Annotated in this window: 19 protein-coding genes and 4 tRNA genes; 12 read left to right on the forward strand and 11 right to left on the reverse strand. The window is 38.4% G+C overall.

Going from position 1 to position 24,291, the window contains the following annotated elements; translation table 11 throughout:
* Window positions 1-54 precede the first annotated feature (54 nt).
* Entirely contained in the window at window positions 55-573 is a 519-nt protein-coding gene (gene hutZ / locus PTQ27_RS05375; protein WP_273747757.1) for a heme utilization protein HutZ, read from the reverse strand.
* 159 nt (window positions 574-732) lie between these two features.
* On the opposite strand from hutZ, the gene PTQ27_RS05380 reads away from it, so the two are divergent.
* Window positions 733-3,195 (forward strand): TonB-dependent hemoglobin/transferrin/lactoferrin family receptor, encoded by a 2,463-nt coding sequence (locus PTQ27_RS05380; protein ID WP_273747758.1) that lies wholly within the window; start codon window positions 733-735, stop codon window positions 3,193-3,195.
* 57 nt (window positions 3,196-3,252) lie between these two features.
* On the opposite strand, the gene PTQ27_RS05385 is transcribed toward PTQ27_RS05380, so the two are convergent.
* Window positions 3,253-4,470 (reverse strand): aromatic amino acid transport family protein, encoded by a 1,218-nt coding sequence (locus PTQ27_RS05385; RefSeq protein WP_273747759.1) that lies wholly within the window; start codon window positions 4,468-4,470, stop codon window positions 3,253-3,255.
* 162 nt (window positions 4,471-4,632) lie between these two features.
* Between PTQ27_RS05385 and mfd the strand changes: the two genes are divergently transcribed.
* From mfd to PTQ27_RS05415, 6 genes are all read left to right on the forward strand, one after another.
* Window positions 4,633-8,106 (forward strand): transcription-repair coupling factor, encoded by a 3,474-nt coding sequence (gene mfd / locus PTQ27_RS05390; RefSeq protein WP_273747760.1) that lies wholly within the window; start codon window positions 4,633-4,635, stop codon window positions 8,104-8,106.
* A 277-nt stretch (window positions 8,107-8,383) separates the two neighbouring features.
* Window positions 8,384-8,671, forward strand: coding sequence for a BrnT family toxin (locus tag PTQ27_RS05395; RefSeq protein ID WP_273747761.1), 288 nt, complete (start codon window positions 8,384-8,386; stop codon window positions 8,669-8,671).
* Window positions 8,672-8,884: a BrnA antitoxin family protein gene (locus PTQ27_RS05400; RefSeq protein WP_273747762.1), complete on the forward strand. Its 213-nt coding sequence runs from the start codon at window positions 8,672-8,674 to the stop codon at window positions 8,882-8,884. It abuts the gene before it with no gap.
* 75 nt (window positions 8,885-8,959) lie between these two features.
* Complete coding sequence (pepT, locus tag PTQ27_RS05405) at window positions 8,960-10,195, forward strand: peptidase T (RefSeq protein ID WP_273747763.1); 1,236 nt, start codon at window positions 8,960-8,962, stop codon at window positions 10,193-10,195.
* 179 nt (window positions 10,196-10,374) lie between these two features.
* Window positions 10,375-10,450, forward strand: a tRNA-Gly gene (locus PTQ27_RS05410).
* 17 nt (window positions 10,451-10,467) lie between these two features.
* Window positions 10,468-10,554, forward strand: a tRNA-Leu gene (locus PTQ27_RS05415).
* Window positions 10,555-10,804: 250 nt separating this feature from the next.
* Here PTQ27_RS05415 and PTQ27_RS05420 read toward each other — a convergent pair.
* A complete protein-coding gene (locus tag PTQ27_RS05420) occupies window positions 10,805-14,257 on the reverse strand; it encodes a YadA-like family protein (protein ID WP_273771117.1) in 3,453 nt (1,150 codons plus the stop codon).
* Between the two features lie 365 nt (window positions 14,258-14,622).
* Here PTQ27_RS05420 and PTQ27_RS05425 point away from each other — a divergent pair.
* A tRNA-Gly gene (locus PTQ27_RS05425) sits at window positions 14,623-14,698 on the forward strand.
* A gap of 17 nt (window positions 14,699-14,715) precedes the next feature.
* Window positions 14,716-14,802, forward strand: a tRNA-Leu gene (locus tag PTQ27_RS05430).
* 269 nt (window positions 14,803-15,071) lie between these two features.
* Here PTQ27_RS05430 and pepT (PTQ27_RS05435) read toward each other — a convergent pair.
* Window positions 15,072-16,298 carry a peptidase T gene (gene pepT / locus PTQ27_RS05435; RefSeq protein ID WP_273747765.1) on the reverse strand — a complete coding sequence of 409 codons (1,227 nt, stop codon included), beginning with the start codon at window positions 16,296-16,298 and terminating at the stop codon, window positions 15,072-15,074.
* A gap of 15 nt (window positions 16,299-16,313) precedes the next feature.
* Window positions 16,314-17,858 carry an AbgT family transporter gene (locus PTQ27_RS05440; protein WP_273747766.1) on the reverse strand — a complete coding sequence of 515 codons (1,545 nt, stop codon included), beginning with the start codon at window positions 17,856-17,858 and terminating at the stop codon, window positions 16,314-16,316.
* A gap of 203 nt (window positions 17,859-18,061) precedes the next feature.
* On the opposite strand from PTQ27_RS05440, the gene PTQ27_RS05445 reads away from it, so the two are divergent.
* Together PTQ27_RS05445 and PTQ27_RS05450 are read left to right on the forward strand one after the other, a co-directional pair.
* On the forward strand, window positions 18,062-18,916 hold the full coding sequence (locus PTQ27_RS05445) for a metal ABC transporter permease (protein ID WP_273747767.1): 855 nt from the start codon (window positions 18,062-18,064) through the stop codon (window positions 18,914-18,916).
* Window positions 18,909-19,733, forward strand: a complete 825-nt coding sequence (locus tag PTQ27_RS05450; RefSeq protein ID WP_273747768.1) for a metal ABC transporter permease — start codon at window positions 18,909-18,911, stop codon at window positions 19,731-19,733. Before PTQ27_RS05445 ends, PTQ27_RS05450 begins: the two co-directional genes overlap by 8 nt.
* A 59-nt stretch (window positions 19,734-19,792) precedes the next feature.
* Here the strand turns inward: PTQ27_RS05450 and PTQ27_RS05455 are convergent, their stop codons facing one another.
* A complete protein-coding gene (locus tag PTQ27_RS05455; protein ID WP_273747769.1) occupies window positions 19,793-20,536 on the reverse strand; it encodes a metal ABC transporter ATP-binding protein in 744 nt (247 codons plus the stop codon).
* Between the two features lie 12 nt (window positions 20,537-20,548).
* Window positions 20,549-21,445 (reverse strand): metal ABC transporter substrate-binding protein, encoded by an 897-nt coding sequence (locus PTQ27_RS05460; RefSeq protein ID WP_273747770.1) that lies wholly within the window; start codon window positions 21,443-21,445, stop codon window positions 20,549-20,551.
* Window positions 21,446-21,714: 269 nt separating this feature from the next.
* Here PTQ27_RS05460 and rlmN point away from each other — a divergent pair, with 269 nt between their 5' ends.
* Window positions 21,715-22,875 (forward strand): dual-specificity RNA methyltransferase RlmN, encoded by a 1,161-nt coding sequence (rlmN, locus tag PTQ27_RS05465; protein WP_273747771.1) that lies wholly within the window; start codon window positions 21,715-21,717, stop codon window positions 22,873-22,875.
* A 50-nt stretch (window positions 22,876-22,925) separates the two neighbouring features.
* On the opposite strand, the gene PTQ27_RS05470 is transcribed toward rlmN, so the two are convergent.
* The 4 genes from PTQ27_RS05470 to PTQ27_RS05485 form a co-directional block, all read right to left on the reverse strand.
* A complete protein-coding gene (locus tag PTQ27_RS05470; RefSeq protein WP_273747772.1) occupies window positions 22,926-23,228 on the reverse strand; it encodes a helix-turn-helix domain-containing protein in 303 nt (100 codons plus the stop codon).
* Window positions 23,221-23,481, reverse strand: coding sequence for a type II toxin-antitoxin system RelE/ParE family toxin (locus tag PTQ27_RS05475; protein WP_273747773.1), 261 nt, complete (start codon window positions 23,479-23,481; stop codon window positions 23,221-23,223). Before PTQ27_RS05475 ends, PTQ27_RS05470 begins: the two co-directional genes overlap by 8 nt.
* 81 nt (window positions 23,482-23,562) lie before the next feature.
* Window positions 23,563-23,910 carry a helix-turn-helix domain-containing protein gene (locus PTQ27_RS05480; RefSeq protein WP_273747774.1) on the reverse strand — a complete coding sequence of 116 codons (348 nt, stop codon included), beginning with the start codon at window positions 23,908-23,910 and terminating at the stop codon, window positions 23,563-23,565.
* Entirely contained in the window at window positions 23,894-24,145 is a 252-nt protein-coding gene (locus PTQ27_RS05485; protein ID WP_273747775.1) for a type II toxin-antitoxin system RelE family toxin, read from the reverse strand. The genes PTQ27_RS05480 and PTQ27_RS05485 overlap by 17 nt, the downstream gene beginning before the upstream one ends.
* Window positions 24,146-24,291: the final 146 nt, after the last annotated feature.

The following is a 24,291-nucleotide window of genomic DNA, read 5'->3' on the forward strand; positions in this document are numbered from 1 at the left end:
TATAAAACAAAAATGGCTATAAATATTCCTATTTATAGCCATTAGTTAATAAAGTTATGCGGTTTGATGACCTTGATCTAAATGTACTACGTTAATTAAATCATCAACCCCAACATCAAATGCCTGCCCGAAACCTTTTACGAAAAGTCCTGCAGTTGGCTTAAAGCAAAAGAGCTTAAAATCTTGCATTTTAGACAGATCAGTAATTAAATCACCGTGGCGAGCTTTTAATGCATTAAGTGCCGACTCCCATTCTAAACCTTCTCGTTCAACCATTCTTGCTGTCGCTTCAAATGTAAGGCGACGACGAGCAAAAATCTGGCGGCTTTTGCTTTCATCTTCAATAAGCATAAGTGAAACCTTTGGCATTTCCATTAAATTACGAGCGTGCTTAGCGATTGTTGAAATCAGTACTTGATACTCTCCATTATTAATTACAAAAGGTGCGTAGCTAACATTAGGCATACCATCTTTACTTATGGTAGAAAGCATAATTGTTTTTATTTGTTGTTTTAATTCTTCAATTTCAGGGCCTAATCGGTTCTGTAAGACCTCTTGACGATTAGTTGTCATAAATACCTCTAAGTTATTAAGTAATTCGTTATAAATTATAAATGATACTCATTATTTTAATCAAGGTGATAATCATTATTGACTATTGTAACTATAATGGCATAATAATCAAATTATTAATAATGAAAATCATTAATTATTTATCTAAGGGTATTATTTATGCCAATTCATCTATCTAGATTCTACCAATTTCAACCTACGTTACTTGCATTTAGTATAAGCGGTGCATTAACAGCTTCTTTTGCTTATTCAAGCGAAATACCAATACAATTATCAGAAGTTAATGTTGTGGCAAAAGAAGAGGTTAAGGCTTCGGTTGAGAAGAAAACGCATCATAAAATTCAACAAGAATTGATTCGTGATACAAAAGATTTAGTACGTTATAGCACAGATATTGGTGTGGCGGATAATGGGCGTTATTTGAAAGGATTTGCAATACGTGGAGTTGAAGGTAATCGCGTTGGTATTTCTATTGATGGTATAAATATTCCTGATTTTGAAGAAAACTCTCTCTACAAACGTTACGGTAATTTTAATAACTCTCGTTTAAGCGTGGATTCGGAATTCGTTCGTTCTATTGAAAGTGTTAAAGGTTCAGATAGTTTTAACTCTGGCAGCGGTGCTTTAGGAGGAACTGTCAATTATAAAACACTAGAAGCGCAAGATCTTGTTACTGAGGGTAAATTAGGTGGTTTAATTCGAACCGGTTATGCATCTAAGAATAGTGAATGGGTAAAAACTGCTGGTATAGGTTATGTTGGAGAACATTTTGATATTGCGTTAATGTATTCGCAACGAGATGGCAATCAAATGAAAAGTGCCGGTGGAGATATCATACCGCAAAAGAAAAGGAGTTATGATACACCTAATGATGTTATTCAACGTTCACAAATTGGGGCAAGTAGAATAACCCCAGATCCTTCAAATCATACATTTAAAAGTTATCTAGCTAAATTAACTTGGAAAATCAATCCTGAACATAAGATTGGAATGTCTATAGCAAGTCAACGCAATAAACGTTTTACCAATGAATATTCTTACGATGATCCTTTTGGTTCTAGTGGTTGGTATCGTGATAATGATGATATTCAAAAATTATTAAATATTAACTCATTTTATGAATGGAATATAGATAATCCTTATTTATCATCAGCTCGTTTAGATTTTGATTATCAAAAAACTGAAAATGGAACCATTAACTATAAAGGTTATTATAAGCGTGTAGGGGGCTATCTAGATGGATATTATACAACCGAACACGATAAGATTGAAAAGATTGATTTCCGTAATATGGAAACGGACTATAAACGAATTTCTTTGCAATTAGATAGTCAGCCACTAAAATTCATTGGGGAACATCTATTGTCATTAAAAGCTTTTAGAGCTCAACGTGGTTTTGAAAATCTTAATGATGATTATAATCTATCGACTAATACTCGAAATATTTACACTATCCAACGTCCTATGGTAACTCGTCAATATGGGGTAAGCATTCAAAGTAGTACCTATTGGAATGAAACATTTAGTTCGGTTCTAGGAGTGCGTTATGATCAAACGAAAATTACTCCAGAAGATTTTAATGCGATATGTTCCTATAACTGTTATCGAGCAGAGCAAGAATCGCCATCAAAAGAAACTAAATTTACAAATTGGAGTGGTAGATTTGAGCTAGAAGGTAAAATTAACGACACTTGGAAAGCGGGTTATGGTATTGCCTCTGGTTTTCGTGTACCAACCGCATCGGAGCTTTATTTTCAATATAGTAGTGCAGCGGGAGCGTGGAAAGCAAATCCGAATTTAAAATCAGAAAGAAGCTTGAATCACAATCTTTTCTTAAAAGCCGATCATCAGCTAGGTACTTTTGATTTGAACTTACATTATTCTAAATACCGTAACTTCTTGTTTGAACAGGAGAGTATCGGGGTATTCTATAATGATTTATGTCAACCACCATACCTAGGCAGTTATTGTTCGCAAACAAATAAAATTCCATCTCAACAAATGGTTAATTTAGATAGAGCAAGCATTTATGGCTTAGAATTAAAAACAAGCTTAAATCTCAATGAAGTTTCGCCGCTACCAGATGGAATGAAAACCTTATTTTCATTAGGCTACAGTAGAGGTAAATTATCTAATGGAGATAGTTTGCTTTCTATCCAACCATTGAAATTAGTCTTTGGTTTGGATTATGAAGCACCTAGCGGTAAATGGGGGATTTTTACTCGTACAACTTACCAACGGGGAAAAAAAGGTAGTGATGCAAAATTTACAGAGCAGAGCATTGATTTTGTAAGAGAATGTTCTGAAGAATGGCCAGGTTATGGCTGTATTCGTTATAATACTAAAGAAATAGAACAAACTAAACAGTTAGAATACCGATGGCTAAATAAATCCTACTGGGTATTTGATATGTTTGGCTACTATAACCCAACAAAAAATCTTACTTTGCGTGCAGGTGTATACAATTTATTTAACACTAAATATCATACTTGGGATACTCTTAGAGGAATTAATACTCGTGGTACAACAGATAAAGTGGATTATGAGCATAATAATCAAGGCTTACAACGTTTTTATGCACCAGGCAGAAACTATTCTGTAAGTGCAGAATATCGCTTCTAAACTAGGATAACAAAGGGCTACAATCTCAAATTGTAGCCCTTTGTTTTTTTAGATTGATTAACCCACCGCTTGTGGTAAATAACCTAATTGAATTAAAAACGGAATCACCATAATGATAATACCGGCAATTAACGCAATAACTAGTGCTAAGTTTCCGCCAATTACACGATAAGGTAGATTAGGATGCTGGCTACGAGCTTTCCAGGCTAACCCGATTGGTAAAATCATACCGTAGAAGGCAAAGAGTAAACCTGCGTAACCTAATGCCATAATAAAGCCATCTGGGTAGAATAAGGCAAATAAAATAGGTGGTACGAAAGTAGCAATCGTTAGCCATAAACGGTTAGTCGGTAAATTTAAGCGTTTTAATAAATCGCCCACACCTTCAAAAATACCCATTGATACGCCTAAAAATGAAGTAATTAGGGCTAATACTGAGAATAAACGTACCACCTCGCCTAAAATCGTGCTACCAGTAATTTGGCTGGTGGCGGTTACTAAGCCGTTTAAGGTCGGGTCTTGTTTTAAAATCGCAGTAAATTCATTTTGGCTTAACACACCGTGAGTAGCTAATTGCCAGAGTAAATAAGCTACTAATGGAATTGCGGTACCGATATAAATAGCGGTACGAATCTTATTAATATTGGCATCTAAATAGGTGTTGATAGTCGCCATAATGACGTGGAACCCAAATGCGGTAAAGAAAATTGGCACAGATGAAATCACTAATAAATTATCAAGTGGAACAGCGGTTAAATTCTCTAATTTAGCCTTTGGCAACATCATTACTAATACCATAATGAAGGCGACAATTTTACCCATAAACATTAGACGGGTTAAACCATCAACAGATTTCACACCGATAACTACAAACATTCCAAGTACAAAAGTGAAAATTAGAATGCTAATTTTAAGTTTGAGATCGGCATCAGCCATTTCAGGCATAATGCCTGCTAACAATGAGCCTCCACCTGTAATATAAGCAGAGAGTAGAGCATAGAGTAAAACCAACAAACTAAAGGTTGCAAGTACACGGCCTATTAAACCAAAATATTGTTCGGCAAGACTTGCCACACCAACATCTTTTTGCGGAGCGGTTTGATAAACTTCCATAAACAATAAGCCAGTATAAGCTAGCAATGCCCACAGCCCAATTAATAAGCCAGCAGTAGCGCCAAAGCCCATACCTGCTGATGTTAATGGCATTGCCAACATTCCTGCACCAATAGTGGTGCCTGCAATCATCAATGCACTTCCTAAGATTTTATTTTTCATATTTTTATTGATGTAAAGTGAAAGGGAAGCTTTATTCTAGCAGAATTTCTTTCAGATAAAATTGCAGAAATGTGTTTTTATCAGGTTATTTTGCACAATTTACTCCGCTTTAGTACACTAAGCACAGTTTTGCAAAATTTTAGGTAAAAATAACCGCTTGTTATGTCTTTATTAAATATCAATTTGCCGCAAGTTGGCACTACTCATCAAGATCATCAAACGCTCGGGCATCTTATCGGGCATTCCGACACCCTTGCCATTAGCGAATCGGCTCAACAATTTAATGGTTTAACCGTAGTTGTTACACCAGATACCCGCACCGCATTAAGGCTGGAAAGAAGCCTGCCACAGTTTGCCAATATGTCCGTGCAACTTTTCCCCGATTGGGAAACCTTGCCGTATGATAATTTCTCGCCACATCAAGATATTATCTCGGCTCGCTTATCGGCACTTTTCCAGTTACAACAAGGCAATAAACAGATTTTCTTGTTGCCAATCAATACCTTAATGCAAAAAGTGTGTCCGCCGAGTTACCTTGCCAATAATGTATTGCTGATTAAAAAAGGCGACCGTTTTTCTATTCAAAACTTACGCTTACAGCTTGAAAATGCAGGCTACCGAGCGGTGGAACAAGTACTGGAATATGGCGAATATGCGGTACGAGGGGCAATTTTAGATCTCTACCCAATGGGGGCAGAAGAGCCGTTTCGCCTCGATTTTTTTGATGATGAAATTGATTCCATCCGCACCTTTGATGTGGATAACCAACGCACCAAAGCTGAAATTAAAGAAATCAATTTATTGCCGGCTCACGAGTTCCCGACAGATAGTAACGGAATCGAACATTTTAGAACCAAATTTAGAGAAGTGTTTGGCGAAATTCGTCGAGAACCCGAGCATATTTATCAACAAGTTAGTAAAGGGATTCTGAACGCAGGGATTGAATATTGGCAACCATTGTTTTTTGCAGAAATGGCGAGCTTATTTGACTATTTGCCCGCAACAACGCTATTTATTACCTATGCCGATATTCAACAAAAAGCGGAGCAATTTCAACAAGATAGCCAAAATCGTTATGAAAGCCGACGAGTGGATCCGATGCGTCCGCTGTTACCGCCAAGTGATCTTTGGTTTGCGATTGATGAAGTAAACCGCAACCTTAAGAATTACCCACGTTTAACCATTACGGCAGAGAAAATCCGTAAATCTGCAGCGAAAATCAATGCAAATGTGGCGAACTTGCCAGAACTAGCCATTCAGTCAGGCACCAAAGAGCCTTTTACCGCATTCCAACAATTTCAGCAAAAATTTAAAGGAAATATTCTGTTTTCGGTGGAAAGTGAAGGGCGACGAGAAACCCTATTAGACTTGCTTTCGCCTTTAGGCATTAAGCCAAAACAGATCAAATCGTTGAATGATGTGATGGTTCAGGCATCTAGTTCTGAACAGTTGCAAACTTTCTTAATTATTTCACCGCTTGATCAAGGGTTTATTTTAGAGCAAACAAGCGGTCAAAATTTAGCAATAATTTGCGAAACGGATCTGCTAGGCGAAAAAGTCCAACAAACCCGTCGTGAGAAAAACCGTAAAACGGTAAACCCTGACACACTTATTCGCAATCTTGCCGAGCTCAAAATCGGGCAAGCGGTGGTGCATTTAGAAAATGGGGTAGGTCGCTACGGCGGCTTAACGGTGCTTGATACAGGCGGAGTGAAAGCCGAATACTTAGTGCTTCACTATGCAAACGATGCCAAGCTTTATGTGCCGGTAGCAGCATTGCATTTAATCAGCCGTTATATCGGCGGGGCAGATGAAACCGCACCATTACACAAATTAGGTTCAGAAGCGTGGGCGAAAAGCCGTCAAAAAGCGGCGGAGAAAATTCGTGATGTCGCCGCCGAGTTGCTTGATGTTTATGCGAAACGAGAAAGCCAAACCGGCTTTGCCTTCAGCTATGATAAAGAGTTATTCCAACAATTTAGTGCCACCTTCCCTTACGAAGAAACGGACGATCAGCGAATGGCAATCAATGCCGTGATTAGCGATATGTGCCAGCCAAAAGCGATGGATAGGTTGGTGTGTGGCGATGTCGGCTTTGGTAAAACCGAAGTAGCTATTCGAGCCACCTTTTTAGCGGTAATGAATCATAAGCAAGTGGCAATTCTTGCCCCGACCACGCTACTCGCACAACAACATTACGAGAATTTTAAAGACCGTTTCGCTAATTACCCTGTGAATGTGGAAGTGCTATCACGTTTTAAAACAGCCAAAGAACAGAAAGTCATCTTAGAAAAAGTGGCAGAAGGCAAAGTAGATATTTTAGTCGGCACCCATAAATTGTTACAAGATGATGTCGCTTTTCGAGATCTCGGCTTATTGGTAATTGATGAAGAACACCGTTTTGGCGTACGTCAAAAAGAGAAAATCAAGCAACTGCGTGCTAATGTGGATATTCTCACATTAACCGCCACCCCAATTCCTAGAACGCTGAATATGGCACTTAACGGAATGCGAGATCTCTCCATTATCGCCAGTCCGCCAGCTCGCCGTTTATCGATTAAAACTTTTGTGCGACAAAGTGATGAGGCAGTTATTCGTGAGGCAATTCTGCGCGAAATTTTACGGGGCGGACAGGTTTATTACTTACATAACGATGTTGCGACTATTGAAAATTGTGCCGAAAAACTGACCGCTTTAGTGCCGGAGGCACGAGTAGTGATCGGGCACGGGCAAATGCGTGAGCGAGAGCTCGAACGTGTGATGAGCGATTTCTATCATCAACGCTTTAATCTTTTAGTTTGTTCGACCATTATTGAAACAGGGATCGATGTTCCAACCGCCAACACCATTATTATTGAACGGGCGGATAAATTCGGTTTGGCACAGCTCCACCAACTTCGTGGGCGAGTTGGACGTTCGCACCACCAAGCCTATGCCTATATGCTCACACCGCACCCGAAAACACTCACTAAAGATGCTCAACAACGCTTAGAGGCAATGAGCACCATTGACAATTTAGGAGCAGGTTTTGCTCTTGCCACCCACGATTTGGAAATTCGTGGAGCTGGGGAATTATTAGGTAGCGAGCAGAGCGGACAAATTGAGTCTATCGGCTTTTCACTCTATATGGATCTATTAGAAAGTGCGGTCAAAGCCTTACAAGAAGGGCGTGAGCCAAGTTTAGACGAAATTACTCAAAACCAAGTAGATATCGAGCTACGAGTGCCAGCCCTATTGCCAGATGATTACGTACCAGATGTGAATATGCGACTTTCTTTCTACAAACGAATCGCTAGTGCTGAAAACACGGAACAACTAAAAGATCTGAAAGTGGAATTGATAGACAGATTCGGCTTATTGCCTGAACCAACCAAAAACTTATTCCAAATTACTCAGTTGCGATTGGTGGCTCAATCGCTTGGGTTGAAAAAAATTGAGGCAGGCATTCACGGTGGTTATTTAGAGTTTAAACCGACCGCTACCCCAGACCCGATGAAGTTTATCCAACTTATTCAAAAACAGCCTGCGGTCTATCAATTTGAAGGAGCGTTGAAGTTTAAATTCCGATTAGGCTTAGAAAGCAATAGCGAACGTTTAACCTTTGTGAATGAGTTGATTGAGAATCTAACAAAATAGAGGTGTTGATAATGTCGGTAGGGGCGGGTTTTATACCCGCCCGTGAAAATCAATGATGTTTCGGGCAGGGATAAACCCTGCTCCTACAAAATAGATTAAAATTTATACTCAAAAGATAAATGACCTCTAGTACAAGCGTTTGTTTTTAAAATAAATTTTTCAAATTATTCAAGCCCCAATTATAATTGGGGCTTGTTGTATCTAATATTAATTATAAGATGCCTCTATTTTAAATAATTTGTAAATATTTTTTATTTACATTAAGATAGAGGAAGGTATGAATTCTATTGATGGATTTGAATGGGATAGAAACAAAGCATTGCTTAATCTAAAAAAGCATAATGTCACTTTTATGGAAGCAACAACAGTTTTTTATGATGACAATGCTATTTTAATTCTAGACCCAGATCACTCTGATTTAGAAACTCGTTTCTTGCTATTAGGAATGAGTAATACTAAGAATTTATTAGTTGTAGTTCATTGTGAACGTGATAGAAATATTCGCATTATTTCGGCACGAAAAGCGACTTCACGAGAAACAGTACAATATAGAAGGAGGCATTAAATGCGAAAAGAGTATGATTTTTCAAATGGGGTTAAAAATCCTTATGCTAAAGGTTTAAAATCTAAAAGCGTAGTGACAATTCGAATTGAAGATGAAGTGATTTCTTATTTTAAGCAGTTAGCTGAAGAAGTTAATTTACCCTATCAAACGCTCATTAATCTTTATTTAAAAGATTGTGTAGAACAACAACGTAAACCTACAATTCATTGGTAATACAAGCGGCCTTTTTAGCTTAGAATTTTGCAATTTTCTGCTTAAAAAAGACCGCTTGTGTATTAAGGAAAAAATATGAAACAGAAATTATTAGCACGATTATTACGCTATACCCAAATCCACACCACCTCTGACCCAAAAAGCCAAACTGTGCCAAGCTCGCCTCAGCAATGGGATTTATTAGATGTATTAAAAGATGAAGTAGAAGCAATGGGGCTGACGGAAATCTACCTTGACCCAAATGGTTACCTATTTGCAACCCTTGAAGCAAATGTTGAGAAAACGCTACCAGTGTTGGGGCTAATTGCACACGTAGATACTTCGCCTGATTTTAACGGCAAAAATGTGAAACCGCAGATTATCGAAAATTATCAAGGTGGCGATATTTTGCTACAAGGCAGTGGGGATAAACTTTCTCCAAAAGATTTTCCTAATTTAAACCGCTTGTTAGGGCATACATTGATTACGACAGATGGCACATCGTTATTAGGTGCTGATGATAAATCGGGCATTGCAATTATTTTGTCGGCAGTGGAATATTTACAATCTCACCCTGAAATTCCGCACGGGAAAATTAGAGTCGGTTTTACAACCGATGAAGAAATTGGACGTGGGGCAGATCATTTTGATGTCGAAGCCTTTGGTGCAGATGTTGCCTTTACCTTAGATGGCGGGCCTTTAGGTGAACTACAATATGAAAACTTTAATGCAGATGCCGCAGTAGTTACTTTTTATGGACGAAGCGTCCACCCTGGTACGGCAAAAGGCAAAATGATTAATGCTTTAGAACGAGCTTGTGAATTCCAACACCTTTTACCGCCACATAATACACCTGCAACGAGTGAGGGAAGAGAAGGCTTTATTATGCTTCACGGCATTGAAGGCAGTATTGATAAAGCAGAAATCCACTATATTCTACGTAGTTTTTCTCGCCAAGAATTGGCTGAATATAACAAGTATCTAACTGAAACAATGATGCAAATGCAGCAACGTTATGGCGAACACTGTGGCAAAGTTGAAATTATTGAACAGTACCGTAATATGCAAGAAGTGCTAGCCGATTATCGTTACTTAATTGATATTGCCGAAAAAGCAATGCAAGAGCGGGGTATTGAGCCAAATTTAGAACCGATCCGTGGCGGCACAGATGGTTCTCGCTTATCTTTTATGGGATTACCTTGTCCAAACCTTTTTACCGGTGGCGAAAATTTCCACGGACGCTTTGAGTTTATTTCATTAGAAACAATGGAAAAATCTTCTGAAGTTATAATTGGCCTTGCTAAAGGCTTTACCCAATATAAATTTGACTGATTTTAAGTCAATTTTTTATAACAAGCGGTTGAAATTGTTCAAAATTTTGCAAAAAAGTTTTATTTTTCGCCACTTGAATCATTTTTTACGGATTTTTGAGAATTTTATTTGACTTTAAATCGGAATTCTATAGAATACGCAACTGTTGAGACGCTACGAGGTTCGTAGCGTTTTTAAATGCGGGAATAGCTCAGTTGGTAGAGCACGACCTTGCCAAGGTCGGGGTCGCGAGTTCGAGCCTCGTTTCCCGCTCCATTCTTTAAATGCGTTGTGCCCGAGTGGCGGAATCGGTAGACGCAAGGGATTTAAAATCCCTCGCCTTTCGGGGCGTGCCAGTTCAAGTCTGGCCTCGGGCACCATTTTAGAGAATATAAAAATCAAAAAATAGAGATAGCACCTTAAGGTGCTTTTTTTATATCTAAATTTCCTCTTTACCTAAATTTTTTCTTTATCTAAATATTGCTTTATTTCTTCATATTCCATTTAGCCTTTTATTCCCTTGTTAATTACTTATTTCAATAGTACAAAAAAATGCGGTCAAAACAATATTGCTTTGACCGCATTTATATTTAGATAATGTGGCGGTTGCCGCCACTATTCATATCAAGATTAGAACTGATAACCTACAGAACCAGAAACACCTACGTGTCCACGTGAATCTGTATTTGCAGAACCTTTGATGATCCATTTACCGTTATCAGAGTTTCTAGAAGCACCGATAGCGATAGCAGATTCACCACGGTATGAGCCAGCACCTAATGCTATCATACTTTTACCAGGTAGGTATGGTTGTGGTAAGTCACCACTTGCTAATGCACCAGCAATACCTGCACGTAAGTTTTTGTCCACTTTGTGCATACGGTTGTTAAGGTTGTTAGCTACACCTTTTAATTGGTTTACATTAACTGCATCAGTACCATCAACACCAGGAGCAACATTTACAATACGGTTACCGCCGTTATTTAGACCATTTTGATCTAATGTCACATTTTGGGTGTTTCCATTTTGATCTTTTATAGCACTCTTGATACTTACACTATCAATTTTAATATCTTTAGCTAGTTTAACTTCTAATGTACCATCTTTAGCAATGACACCGATGTTATTATCAGATAGTTTGCTTTCGTCAGTAATACCGCCTTTAATAGTTGTTTTCTGACCTAGCTTACGATTAAACTCACCTTTATCACCAGCGAAATCTAAGCCTTTATCAATTTCAGCTTTGTTTTTCGCAATGTTAGCAGTGTTATTTGCCACATTTTGGTTTGTTTCGTGTAATTGGCTACCGTTAATTGCATCTGTTGAAGTTGCACTAATTTCACCTTTATCTACGTTGGTTAGTTGCATTGGCTTATCGCTTGAAATACGCACTTTAGCAGGTGTTGATGGGGTTAACACTAACTCGCCATTATTACCTTCTTTTTGTGAGTAGAATTTACCACCTACATTCACTAACGTATTACCTTGAGCATCTACATATTCCATTGGCAAACCAGTTACATCAATTTCATAGCTGTAGTTACCGTTTGCATCTTTTTTAACTTCAGAAACTTTGGTGTTGATACCATGTTTTACTGTTACAGTTTGGTTAGAAACGCTTTCTGCACCTTTCTCTGCATCAATTTGACCGCTTGTGTTAATTTTCCAAGTGGTTGCTGCTTGGTTCGTTGCTTGTGATGCTTTAAGCTGACTAACATTTACCGCATCGGCGTCATCAACACCAGCTGCTACGTTGGTGATTTTGTTACTAGCAACATCCACATTATCTTTAGTGATGGTCGGACCACCTGTGATGGTCAAACCGTCATTATTGATGGTGGTGTCGCCAGCTTTAACCGTAGTAAATGTAACATCGTCAGAGGTTGCAAAGGTAAAACGACCATTTTCCTGCTTAACCGTTAAGTTCTTGCCAGCTTCCAAGGTAACAGTATCACCTGGATTGATAAGCTCTTTGGCAAAATCACTAGCACCCTCGGTTTTGTTGCCAGCCGCTACCACATTAAAGCCTGAGTTGTTAATAGCATTGGCTACCTGATCTGCAGTCACTAGATCATTGCCATCATTTTTAACCTTGCCGTCGGTGTTGTTTGATAAAGTAGATGTTTTAACATCAACCTTATAAACAGGGTCTTCACCCGCTTTAGCGGTATTGGTCACCGTGGTGTGGTTGCCATCAACCAAAGTGGTCACGGTATTGGTATCAATAGCGTCTTTATTGACCACCAGTTTGCCATTGTCGTCTAGTTTGATGGTGTTGCCATCTACATTAACAGACAGCTTATAGGCACGAGTCATACCGTCTTCATTAATGGTTGGAGTAACCGTTACACCGCCGTTGGTTTTGGCAGAAACGGTGGTGTCCCAAGCATTAACGGTGTATTCGTTTGCACCCTCTGTTTTATCAACCGTGGTATTGTTACCAGCTTTGACAGTAGTTGTAGCAAATTTAATGGCATTATGAATATTGTCTTTACCAGTATCACCGATATTAGTAAAGGTAATGTCGCCTTGTTTTTCAGGGTTTAGCTTCGCATTGCCACCAAAGTTATTGACAACGCTGTTGGCTAGGTTGCCCAAGACGTCGTTGGTCATATATAACTGGCTACCATTGATGGCATCGGTTGAAGTATCAGAAATTTCACCGGCGGCGATGTGTTTAATTTGACGTTCTGCATCTTTTTTACCAACAGAAACAGAACCACTTTCGGCAGAACCAACACCGGCAAAATTACCATAGGTAATGCTATTAACAGTGCCTTTTGTCTGGGCAGTGGCTTTGGCGGTTACTGAGTTTGAGCCAAGTGCGACAGAGTTTTTGTGCGTGGCATTGGCATCTTTACCAATAGCAATGGCATTTTCGACAAAGGCTTTTGAGGTACCAAAGGCAATAGAGTTTTTGCCAGAAGATTGAGCAGCTGTACCCAGTGCTAGTGAGCCATCGCCTTTTGAGATAGAACGCAGACCAATTGCCGTAGAAGATAACCCTGAAGCTTCGGTTAATGTACCAAAAGCCGTGGTATAGGCGGCAATTGCTTTAGCACGAGTACCAAGTGCAACAGAAGCAGGTCCTGAAGCAGTGGTATCGTTATAGCCTGTTGGCAAGGCTTGACCAGTTAATTGCTGAAATGCATTAGCAGTTGTCACTTGTCTGCCATTGACAGTGATGACAACACGTTGTGCTGCATCTAAATCGTCACCACCGATAGCAATAGAGGCATCGCCTGAGGCTGTCGTATTGGCACCCAGTGCAAGAGACTGGTCGCCAGTAGCTCGTGCTTGGTCACCAAGTGCAGACGAGCCTTGGTTGGCACGTGCCCCCCAGCCAATCGCAACACCTTGTTCTGTAGCCGCAGCGTCGGCACCAATCGCGATAGAGGGGCGGTGTCCTCCACCAACTGCACCATTACCAATAACAACATTACCTAATAAAGAGCTATTAATCTTTTTTGTGATTTCCTCAGCGGTTAGCCTATTTTGTCTGGCATTGGCATTGGTACCAATGGCGATGCCACCTACTTGCTCAGCCTTGGCGGTATTACCAATAGCTACGGCTGACTCACCGGCAGCACGGCTGTCATTACCCAAGGCAGTACTGGAATTGCCGGTTGCTAATGAGTTATAACCTACGGCTGTGGAATTAAGTGCGGTAACGGCATTGTTACCGATAGAGACAGCGTTATTGCCGGTTGATTGGGCGGTTTTACCCAGGACCACGACGTTGGATTTATCATTGTCGGTCGTCCTTCTGTCGCCACAAATAACGTTATTGTTGGAGTAGTCGTAGTAACAAACGTTGCCGTCTTCCAAAATGCCAGCATTTGCCTCTGCTGCTGTGGTTTCGCCGGTAGCGGCTAGGGCGGGGTTGGCCAGCAATATCATACTTGACATAATAGCACTAAAAGCGAATAGAGTTTTGCCCCCTAGGCTGATTGCAGGTGTGTTATTTACTGTAGTATTGCCTACAGTAGTAGAGGCTGATTTGCCTTGAGTTTTAGCAAATTCACTTACTGCTTGCCAGCTTTGCGTAGAGGCATTCCAAATCACTCGATAAATGTTATTCATTAAATAGTTGTTCCTTAAATGAATTTGAACTTAGGTATAAGTTCAAAAAAAATAAATATAGTTATTTAAACCGTTACTCTTCTGTATTTGAAGTTATAGGCTAAATTATACCCAATAGTATTTTATGTTATTAAAGTGTTATATTCCATATGAGAAATGTAATTTTATGTAAAGATTTACATAAGTCCCCACAAATATGATGAGTATGTCGTAATCTTTAGGTATGGATTTGTTGTATTTTTGAATGATTTGGGCTTTTTTTCGGCAGTTGAGGTTTTTTTTGAAAATCTTGTGTATTTTACTATTGACTCACACTAAGATTTACGTAAAATGCACATCCGTTGAAGGCGATAAGCCAAAACAAAGCGGGAATAGCTCAGTTGGTAGAGCACGACCTTGCCAAGGTCGGGGTCGCGAGTTCGAGCCTCGTTTCCCGCTCCATTCTTTAAATGCGTTGTGCCCGAGTGGCGGAATCGGTAGACGCAAGGGATTTAAAATCCCTCGCCTTTCGGGGCGTGCCAGTTCAAGTCTGGCCTCGGGCACCATTTTAGAGAATATAAAAGCAAAAAATAGAGATAGCACCTTAAGGTGCTTTTTTTATGTCTTAATTTTGCTTAACGCTAGCACTCCCCCCATTTTTTATCAACTTTCTAATAAAACTAAGCCTGTAGTTATTGCTTATTTTAATTGCAAGCGGTGAAAAATCGTTAATTTTTTGCAAATTGTTAGAAAAAATCGACCGCTTGTAATGAAAGGGATTATAAAAAATCGGCATTAACTTACTTTAAATTAATGCCGATAATGCTTTGATTATTTATTTAGCCGCTAAGCGAATAATTTCTAATGTTAATTCGCAGGATTTCTCAAATGAAGGAATCGGGAGAAATTCAAAGCGTGAATGGAAATTATGAGCTCCAGTAAAATAATTTGGTGTTGTAATGCCTTTTACAGATAATGCTGCTCCGTCTGTACCGCCTCGCATTGGAATTACTTTAGGCTCAATTTGGCGGTTTTCCATTGCTTTAAAGAGTAAATCTATTGAGCGACGATCTTCCCCCAATGTATTTGCAATATTGCCATATATGTCTTCTATTTGTGCGGTAATTTTAGCTCGAGGGTGTTTGAGCTTAATTTGTTCTACCGCTTCATCAATAAATGCTTTGCGGGCTTCAAATTGAGTTTTATCGAAATCTCGAATAGCAATATTTAAAATAGCTTCACTTTGATTTGCTTGGAACCCGTTAAACCACCAATATCCTTCTTTATTTTCAGTGTGTTCTGGGGTTTGATGTGGGTCGAATAAGCGAATAAAATCTTGAGCTACCAGAATAGGATTAACCAATACACCTTTGGCAGACATTGGGTGGGCACTTACCCCTTGAATTTTAACAAGAACAGAGGCTGCATTAAAGTTTTCATATACTACCTCGCCTAGCTCGCAACAATCTATTGTGTAAGCAAATTCAGGTTTGAATTTGGTTAAATCTAATAATTTTGCACCCCGTAAGCCAATTTCTTCATCTGGCACAAAGGCAATATGAATGTCGCCAGTAGGCAAGTTATTGGCTTTAATGGTTGCAAGTGCAGTCATAATATTTGCAATAGCCGCTTTGTTATCGGCACCAAGCACACTTGTGCCATCACTAAAAATAATGTCTTGTCCTTTGTAAGCTTGAATTTCAGGGTGTTCTGCAACTTTTAGCCAAATATTTTCTTGTTCGTTGAGTAAAATATCTTCGCCATTAAAATGCTTTATTTGAGGGTGAATATCTGGCGAAAGGGATACATCAACCGTATCAAGATGAGCGACAAAACCAATGGCAGTCGCATTTGTGACATTACCAGGCAAAAGGGCAGTTACGTTAGCGTGTTTATCAATTTCTACATTGCTTAAACCAAGTTCCTTTAGTTCTTTTGCTAGCAGTTCTGCCATTACCCATTGCCCTTGCGTACTTGGCACGGTGGTTTGGGCAGCATCACTTTGTGAAGTAATTGCTAAATAGCGAAAGAAGCGTTCAATTAGTTGATCTTTTAACATCATTTTTATCTCCTTTATTTAATTTGCTCTTGGGTAAACGTAGCCTGCATCAAAACCAAGCGGAATATCTAATCCCCAATAAAGATATAGCAAGATTGTTAATACAATAAATAATCCTATGGTGTAAGGGATCATCATTGAGCAAAGCGTACCAACCCCCGTTGCTTTGTAATAGCGTTGGCAATAAGAAATTAATAGCGGGTAGAATGCAAACATCGGGGTAGAAACGTTCATTACTGAATCACTAATACGGAATGCCGCTTGTGTTAATTCAGGTGAAATATTTACCGACATCAACATAGGAACAAGAATAGCAGATAAAATTGCCCATTTAGATGTGGCTGAGGTAATAATAATGTTTAGTAGTAGGCTCAGCACTAACACACCAAAAATCGTAATACCAGAAGGCATTTGTAACGATTTTAAAAATTCTGCACCCGATAAAGCAATTAATGTACCAATGCCTGAACGGTTAAATGAGTATAAGAATTGTGCACAGAAGAAAGAAAATACAATGAATGGCACTAGCGTGTAAGTGATTTTTTCCATTGATTTCGTAACCGCTTTTGTATCACGGAAAGATTTCGCAATAATCCCGTGTACCAATGAAGGTACGGCAAAAAAGAGTAGTAATAGTGGCACAATCATTTGCATTATTGGCGATTGAGGGCTGGTTAGAGAGCCATCAGGGGCACGCAGTAATGAGTCATCAGGGTAGGCTAAAAGCACTAAACCTAACGCAAGCAGTACAAAGATGATAGAAGCCCAGCGGAATGCTTTTAAATCTAATGCCGTTGGTGGTGTGATCTCAATATCTTTTGGGTCAAGATCTTTATCAATCGGAATCGTTTTTTGTAAACGGGGTTCAATAATTTTATCGGTAATATACCAACAAGTTAGAATCACAAAAAATGTACTGCCGAAGCTAAAGAAATAGTTACCGAGTACGTTTACTTCATAAGTTGGATCAATAATTTGTGCAGCATTTTGTGTAAAGCCTTGAATGATTGGATCAACAATAGAAGGTGTAAAACTTGCTGAAAATCCACCTGCAAGCCCTGCAAAAGAGGCCGCTATTCCAGCTAAAGGGTGTTTACCTACGGTATAGAACATAAGAGCTGCCACGGGCATTAAAACAACGTATGCCGAATCTGAGGCAACGTGAGCTAACACCGAAATAACAATGACGGCAGGGGTAATAATTCTTTTAGGAATAAGATTAAGTGCTCGGCTTAGCCCAACATTTAAAAAACCACTTGCTTCCGCAATACCAATACCAAGTGTGGCAACAATAGTAATGCCTAAAGGTGGAAAGTTAATAAAATTTTTGGTAAGGACAGTAAAGAAATTGAGTATTTCACTCGGTTGGAAAAGATTGATAACTTCGACAGGTTTTTTAGTCACGGGGTTAATGTAGTCAAAAGACAAATAAGATAATCCCCACGAAAGTAACCAGCAAATTACTAATGCATAAATAAATAGCATTGTAATGTCGGGCAGTTTGTTACCAATAAATTCTATTTTTTGTAGCCAATCTCGCTTGGCGGGCCGTGCTTGTGACATAGTGTGTCTCCTTAGGTTTTATTATTAGTTTTAAGCTCGTTTAACATAGCATTGTGAAAATAAGAATTCAATGCGTCTTATCACAAAAATAGACGGAAAAATTAAGATGTAGAATAAAAAATTATATTGATACCGATAAAAAAATACATTGACTAGATTTATGTGTTAATATAAGAATTATTCTCAACAACTCCGTTAGTTTTATGTTTGATATTTTATTAGAGCCTTTCGCCTATAACTATATGCAAAAAGCGATTTTTGTCAGTATGGGGGTGGGGTTAGTTTGTGCTTTTCTCTCTGCTTTTTTAATGTTAAAAGGCTGGTCGCTAATTGGCGATGCTCTATCACACGCTGTTGTTCCAGGGGTGGCAGTGGCTTATGCGTTGAAATTACCTTATGCCTTTGGGGCTTTTTTTTCTGGTATTTTGGCAGCGTTGTCTATTCTTTGGGTAAAAAGCTTAACCAAAATTAAGGAAGATGCAGTCATCGGCTTTATTTTTACCACCTTTTTTGCGTTGGGGATGTTTATTGTTTCTCTAAACCCAACTTCTGTAGATGTGAATTCAATCGTAATGGGCAATATATTAGGCATTGCCGATGAAGATTTATGGCAAGTTATTCTGATTATTGCCATTTCTCTAATTGGCTTATCGCTATTTTGGAAAGATCTGTTATTGGTGTTTTTTGATGAACATCACGCTTTGTCTGTCGGGCTTTCGCCATTACGTTATAAAGTAATTTTCTTTACCTTATTGAGTGCTTGTGTCGTGATTGCTCTGCAAACAGTAGGGGCAATTTTAGTTATTGCAATGGTGGTTACACCTGGGGCAACTGCTTACTTGCTAACAGATCGTTTCCCTCGTTTGGTTGTAATTGCAATGTTAATTGGTTCGCTTACTTCAGGAATTGGGGCTTATCTTAGCTATTTCTTAAATGGGGCAACAGGGGCTGTGATTGTTTGCTTACAAACCATTATTTTCTTATTAGCATTTTGTTTTGCACCTAAATATGGGTTAATCACTCAAAAATACCGTGCTGTTGAGGTGAAAAATGCTTGATTGGATATTAGAACCTCTGCAATTTGAATTTATGCAAACTGCATTATTAACTGCGATTTTAGTGGCAACAGTCAGTGCGGTGTTATCTTGCTATTTGGTGTTAAAGGGCTGGTCATTAATGGGCGATGCAATCTCCCACGCAGTATTACCTGGGGTAGTGATTGCTTCTTTAGCAGGATTGCCACTTTCTATTGGAGCCTTTTTATCAGGTTTAGGTTGTGCGTTTTCGGTGGGTTATTTAAAAGAAAATAGCCGTTTAAAAGAAGATACGGTAATGGGTATCGTGTTTTCAGGAATGTTTGCCTTAGGTATTTTATTGTTTACCTCATTTAACACAGGCGAGCATTTAACTCATATTCTATTTGGGAATTTGCTTGGCGTAACAAAATCAGATTTATTACAAACCCTTGTAATTAGTTTATTTACCTTGTCGGTAATGCTTTTAAAACGCAAAGATTTTTTACTCTACTGTTTTGATGTAAACCAAGCAAAAGTGATGGGGCTTCCCGTAAAATTATTGCACTATGGCTTATTATCATTACTTGCTTTAACCATTATTAGTGCAATGCAGGTAGTGGGGGTTATTTTGGTGGTAGCAATGCTGATTACACCAGGCATTACCGCTTATTTGCTTTCAAACCGTTTTGATAAAATGCTAGTTATTGCGTTAAGTGTGGCAATTTTTTCATCGGTTTTCGGTACATTGCTAAGCTATCATATTGACGCAGCAACAGGCCCTACCATTATTCTTGTGCAAGCGGTCATTTTTTTATTAAGTTTTGCATATAACGCTCGTGCTGTTAGAGCCGTGAGCTAAGCGTTAAGAGATAAAAAATGGGGAGTGTTTAACATTCCCCATTTACTTTTGTAGAAAGATTATTTTTGATAATGCAATAATCCGCCAAATACCTTTTCTAAATTTTGTTTTGTAAAGGTTTCTTCCGTTCTACCGCTTGCAAGTAGTGTGCGATTGATCATTAAAACTTGATCGCAAAAACTCGGTACACTAGCAAGATTATGGGTAGAAACCAAAATCAAATGCCCTTCATTTTTTAGCTGTTTAAGTAGATCGACAATCGCATTTTCAGTTTTTACATCAACACCGGTAAAGGGTTCATCAAGCAAAATAATTCTACTTTCTTGAGCTAAGGCTCGAGCTAAAAAAACACGTTTTTTCTGCCCACCTGAAAGTTCGCCGATTTGCCTGTCTTTTAAATGTAAAACATCAACACGTTGCATTGCTTGCTCTACTTTCTGTTTATCAATTTTGGCAGGGCGACGTAAGGAATTCATATAGCCGTATCTACCCATCATTACTACATCATAAACAGAGACAGGGAATTGCCAGTCCACCTCTTCACTTTGTGGCACATAAGAGACTAAGTTTTGTTTAAGAGCTTTAGAAATTGGTAATTGACCAAGTTTAATAGAACCAGTTAAAGGCTTAACTAGCCCCATTAAACTTTTAAAAAGAGTGGATTTTCCACCTCCATTTACGCCGATTAATGCACAAATTGTGCCATTTTCAAGGCTGAACGATACATCCTGCAAAGCAAGATGCCCGTTGTTATAGCGAATTGATAAATTTTCGACAGAAATAGAGGTTGAAATTGTTGTCATTTTAAAATCTTATTATTTTTTGCTATGTTCAAACCCTTCAACAATGGTGCTGATGGTTACATTTAGCAAATCTAGGTAAGTTGGTACCGGACCATCTTTCTCAGAAAGTGAATCCACATAAATTACACCACCATATAATGCCCCAGTTTCTTTTGCAACTTGTTTTGCAGGTTTGTCTGAAACAGTGCTTTCGCTAAAGACAACAGGGATTTTATTGGCTTTTACACCATCAATCACTTTTTTCACTTGTTTTGGCGAACCTTGTTCTTCCGCATTAATTGCCCATAAATAAAGTTCTTTTAAGTTGTAGTCTTTCGCTAAGTAACTAAATGCTCCTTCACTGGTGACTAACCAACGTTGTTGTTCCGGAATAAAGGCTAAGCGTTGGCGTAGTGGCTCGGCAATGCCTTTTACTTTTTCTGCATAAGCTTTTGCATTGGCATTATAGGTATCAGCATTTTTCGGGTCGTATTTTACTAAAGCTGCACGAATATTTTCAATGTAAATTAATGCATTGTCGGTTGACATCCAAGCGTGTGGGTTTGGTAAGTCTTTATATTCCCCTTCAGTAATTGGCATTGGTGTAATACCTTCGGTTACAACAACCGCTGGTTTGTCTTTTACGTTTTCAAAGAAACGCTCAAACCAACGTTCAAGGTTCATACCATTCCATAATACTAAATCTGCTTTTTGTGCTTTCACGATATCTTTTGGTGTTGGTTGATAATCGTGGATTTCTGCCCCAGGTTTGGTAATAGATTCAACAGTGGCTTTATCGCCCGCAACGTTTTGAGCAATATCTTGAATTACCGTAAAAGTAGTGACGACTTTGAAAGGTTCAGCCATTGCCATTGCAGCACTCAATCCAAAAGTTAATACTAATGCTTTTTTTATTGTTGATAGTTTCATTTTCAGCCTCCTTTTATTTGTTGAGAATGAGAATTATCGCCGAGTATTTTATAAGGAATGAAAATGAAAGTAAATAGCATTATTTTTTATAAGGGTATTTATCCGCTAAGTTTCCTTTAAATAATAGACAGGGGCTAAATAAAATAAAGTTTTTGGTTAAAAATTGCTAGCTTAAACATTAAAGAGCCAGTAAAATTGCCTGCTTTAAAATTAGATTGCAAAACTAACCTTTTGCCGTAATCCGTGTAATAACGAGGCTTTCAACTTTTATGTCAGAACAAATCACTAATGTTGCACAACCAGCAACAGAGCAACCAAAAGAAAAAATCAATTTATTAAACCTAAACCGCCAAGAAATGCGTGAGCTATTTTCTTCTATGGGCGAAAAACCGTTTCGAGCCGATCAAATGATGAAATGGATCTACCATTTTGGCGAAGATAATTTCGATAATATGAGCAATATCAACAAAGTATTGCGTGAAAAATTAAAACGTATTGCAGAAATTAAAGCACCTGAAGTGGCGGTAGAACAACGTTCGGCAGACGGCACCATTAAATGGGCGATGCAAGTGGGCGACCAGCAAATTGAAACGGTTTATATTCCCGAAGATGACCGTGCAACCCTTTGTGTTTCCTCACAAGTTGGCTGTGCTTTAGCTTGTACTTTCTGCTCAACCGCACAACAAGGTTTTAACCGTAATTTAAGCGTGTCAGAAATTATCGGGCAGGTTTGGCGAGCGTCTAAAATTATTGGTAATTTCGGGGTAACTGGTGTTCGTCCTATTACCAATGTGGTAATGATGGGAATGGGCGAGCCGTTGCTGAATATGAATAATGTAATTCCGGCAATGGAAATTATGTTAGACGACTTTGCCTACGGCTTATCTAAACGTCGTGTAACCCTTTCCACCTCAGGTGTTGTGCCGGCATTAGATAAAATGCGTGAGCAAATTGATGTGGCATTGGCAATTTCTTTACACGCTCCAAATGATGAATTGCGTGATGAACTGGTGCCGATTAACAAAAAATATAACATTAAAATGCTTATTGATTCCGTTAATAAATACCTTGAAGTTTCAAATGCGAACCACGGTAAAGTTACGATTGAGTATGTAATGTTAGATCATGTAAACGATAGCACCGATCACGCTCATCAATTAGCAGAAGTATTAAAAAATACCCCGTGCAAAATTAACTTAATTCCGTGGAACCCGTTCCCAGAAGCCCCTTATGGTAAGAGTTCAAACTCTCGTGTTGATCGCTTCCAAAAAGCGTTAATGGAATATGGTTTTACCGTTACCGTGCGTAAAACCCGAGGCGATGATATTGATGCCGCTTGCGGACAACTGGCAGGCGATGTAATTGACCGCACCAAACGCACTTTAGAAAAACGTAAATTTGGGCAAGGGATTGATGTGAAAACACATTAATTATAGCGAATAATAGAAAGGCAGGTTTTACCTGCCTTTTGTTCATATAATTATCCTAAATGAGGAACATATTTGAATGAGCCACCTAATGCTTTTAGGTAACGAACAACAGTTGCATATTTAGGCGAGACAATGCCTCGTTCTAACCGGCTAATATTTTTAACATTAATACCTGAAATTTCAGCAACCTGTGCTTGAGTTAGATTTTTATCTAAACGAGCCTGCTTTAATAGCTGAGCAAGTTCTCGTTGTACCTGTAACTCATCAAATTCCTCTTTAAATTCTGGATTTTTCATTGCTTGTTGCAATACATCTTCGAAAGGAATCACTTCTAAATCAAGATCTTTAGCCATTTTCTAATTCCTGCTTTAATTTTTTCATACGATTCATTGCAAGTTCAAGATTTTGTTTCGGGGTTTTTTGGCTTTTCTTTTGGAAAATATGCACGATATAGGCTTGCTTTCCTTTCATAAAGAAAAAGAAACTGCGTGAAATTTTGTTAGAAAAACATTGAAAGGTTCTATAACCTGATTTTGAGGCTTTATCATACCAAACCTTGTAATCATTAATGATTAGTTTATGAGGATTTTGTTTTATGTCAAGCATATTGATAAAGCATTAAATATTATGCAATGGCGAAGTAGTATTTTTTCGATCTGCCTCGAAAAATTAATATTTTAAAGAAATCTAAAAATCCAACTGTTCTTCATTTAAACCTAAAGCGTGTGCGATTTTTGTACGAGTGGTTTTCCGTAATGTTTTCGCATTTTCGTGTTGGCTATAGGCAGGTTGTGAAATACCTAATCGCTTAGCGACTTCTTCTTGTGTTAAGCCTAAGTACTCTCGCCAAGCTCGTAATGCGGAATAATCATTATCTAACGCAATGCCTGCAACAGCAGAGGGAATACCTGTTTCAATAGCGGTTTTAATATTGGCTTTTTGTTTGAGTAATTCTAATGTCGCAATCGGTAATACCGCAAAAGTTGGATTGCCGTCTTTATCATTTAAGTATTGAATATCAGTAAGTTCGTTCATCTCGCTTTTTTACCTCTTCCACTGAAATAATGTTCATTGTTTCGCCTTCAATATTAAAAAATACACGATAATTTCCGACACGAAAGCGATATTCATACTTATGATTTACCAATGCTTTTACGTTAGCACAATATGGAAAATAGATTAAATCGTCACACTTTCGGCGAATTTCAGCACCATTTGGTAGTTTTCTTAATTGTTTTAAGGCTTTTCTTTGAAAAATAACACTTTTCATATTTCCTCTACATTATAATTTTTATAAGTATTTTTCAATAAAATTCTTATATTTTTAAAAACTGTATGAAAATATGAAATTCTTTACAATAAGCAAAATTTATTTTTTCGATCCATCTCGAAAAACCAAAAATAAAAATTCCTTCA

It is taken from the genome of Mannheimia cairinae, assembly GCF_028649535.1.
In the GTDB taxonomy this organism is placed as follows: domain Bacteria; phylum Pseudomonadota; class Gammaproteobacteria; order Enterobacterales; family Pasteurellaceae; genus Mannheimia; species Mannheimia cairinae.

Excerpts from the sequence above, each read along its gene's own strand:
- hutZ (WP_273747757.1), bottom strand. The coding sequence starts at position 573 with ATGACAACTAATCGTCAAGAGGTCTTACAGAACCGATTAGGCCCTGAA.
- PTQ27_RS05380 (WP_273747758.1), top strand. The coding sequence starts at position 733 with ATGCCAATTCATCTATCTAGATTCTACCAATTTCAACCTACGTTACTT.
- PTQ27_RS05385 (WP_273747759.1), bottom strand. The coding sequence starts at position 4,470 with ATGAAAAATAAAATCTTAGGAAGTGCATTGATGATTGCAGGCACCACT.
- mfd (WP_273747760.1), top strand. The coding sequence starts at position 4,633 with ATGTCTTTATTAAATATCAATTTGCCGCAAGTTGGCACTACTCATCAA.
- PTQ27_RS05395 (WP_273747761.1), top strand. The coding sequence starts at position 8,384 with ATGAATTCTATTGATGGATTTGAATGGGATAGAAACAAAGCATTGCTT.
- PTQ27_RS05400 (WP_273747762.1), top strand. The coding sequence starts at position 8,672 with ATGCGAAAAGAGTATGATTTTTCAAATGGGGTTAAAAATCCTTATGCT.
- pepT (WP_273747763.1), top strand. The coding sequence starts at position 8,960 with ATGAAACAGAAATTATTAGCACGATTATTACGCTATACCCAAATCCAC.
- PTQ27_RS05420 (WP_273771117.1), bottom strand. The coding sequence starts at position 14,257 with ATGAATAACATTTATCGAGTGATTTGGAATGCCTCTACGCAAAGCTGG.
- pepT (WP_273747765.1), bottom strand. The coding sequence starts at position 16,298 with ATGATGTTAAAAGATCAACTAATTGAACGCTTCTTTCGCTATTTAGCA.
- PTQ27_RS05440 (WP_273747766.1), bottom strand. The coding sequence starts at position 17,858 with ATGTCACAAGCACGGCCCGCCAAGCGAGATTGGCTACAAAAAATAGAA.
- PTQ27_RS05445 (WP_273747767.1), top strand. The coding sequence starts at position 18,062 with ATGTTTGATATTTTATTAGAGCCTTTCGCCTATAACTATATGCAAAAA.
- PTQ27_RS05450 (WP_273747768.1), top strand. The coding sequence starts at position 18,909 with ATGCTTGATTGGATATTAGAACCTCTGCAATTTGAATTTATGCAAACT.
- PTQ27_RS05455 (WP_273747769.1), bottom strand. The coding sequence starts at position 20,536 with ATGACAACAATTTCAACCTCTATTTCTGTCGAAAATTTATCAATTCGC.
- PTQ27_RS05460 (WP_273747770.1), bottom strand. The coding sequence starts at position 21,445 with ATGAAACTATCAACAATAAAAAAAGCATTAGTATTAACTTTTGGATTG.
- rlmN (WP_273747771.1), top strand. The coding sequence starts at position 21,715 with ATGTCAGAACAAATCACTAATGTTGCACAACCAGCAACAGAGCAACCA.
- PTQ27_RS05470 (WP_273747772.1), bottom strand. The coding sequence starts at position 23,228 with ATGGCTAAAGATCTTGATTTAGAAGTGATTCCTTTCGAAGATGTATTG.
- PTQ27_RS05475 (WP_273747773.1), bottom strand. The coding sequence starts at position 23,481 with ATGCTTGACATAAAACAAAATCCTCATAAACTAATCATTAATGATTAC.
- PTQ27_RS05480 (WP_273747774.1), bottom strand. The coding sequence starts at position 23,910 with ATGAACGAACTTACTGATATTCAATACTTAAATGATAAAGACGGCAAT.
- PTQ27_RS05485 (WP_273747775.1), bottom strand. The coding sequence starts at position 24,145 with ATGAAAAGTGTTATTTTTCAAAGAAAAGCCTTAAAACAATTAAGAAAA.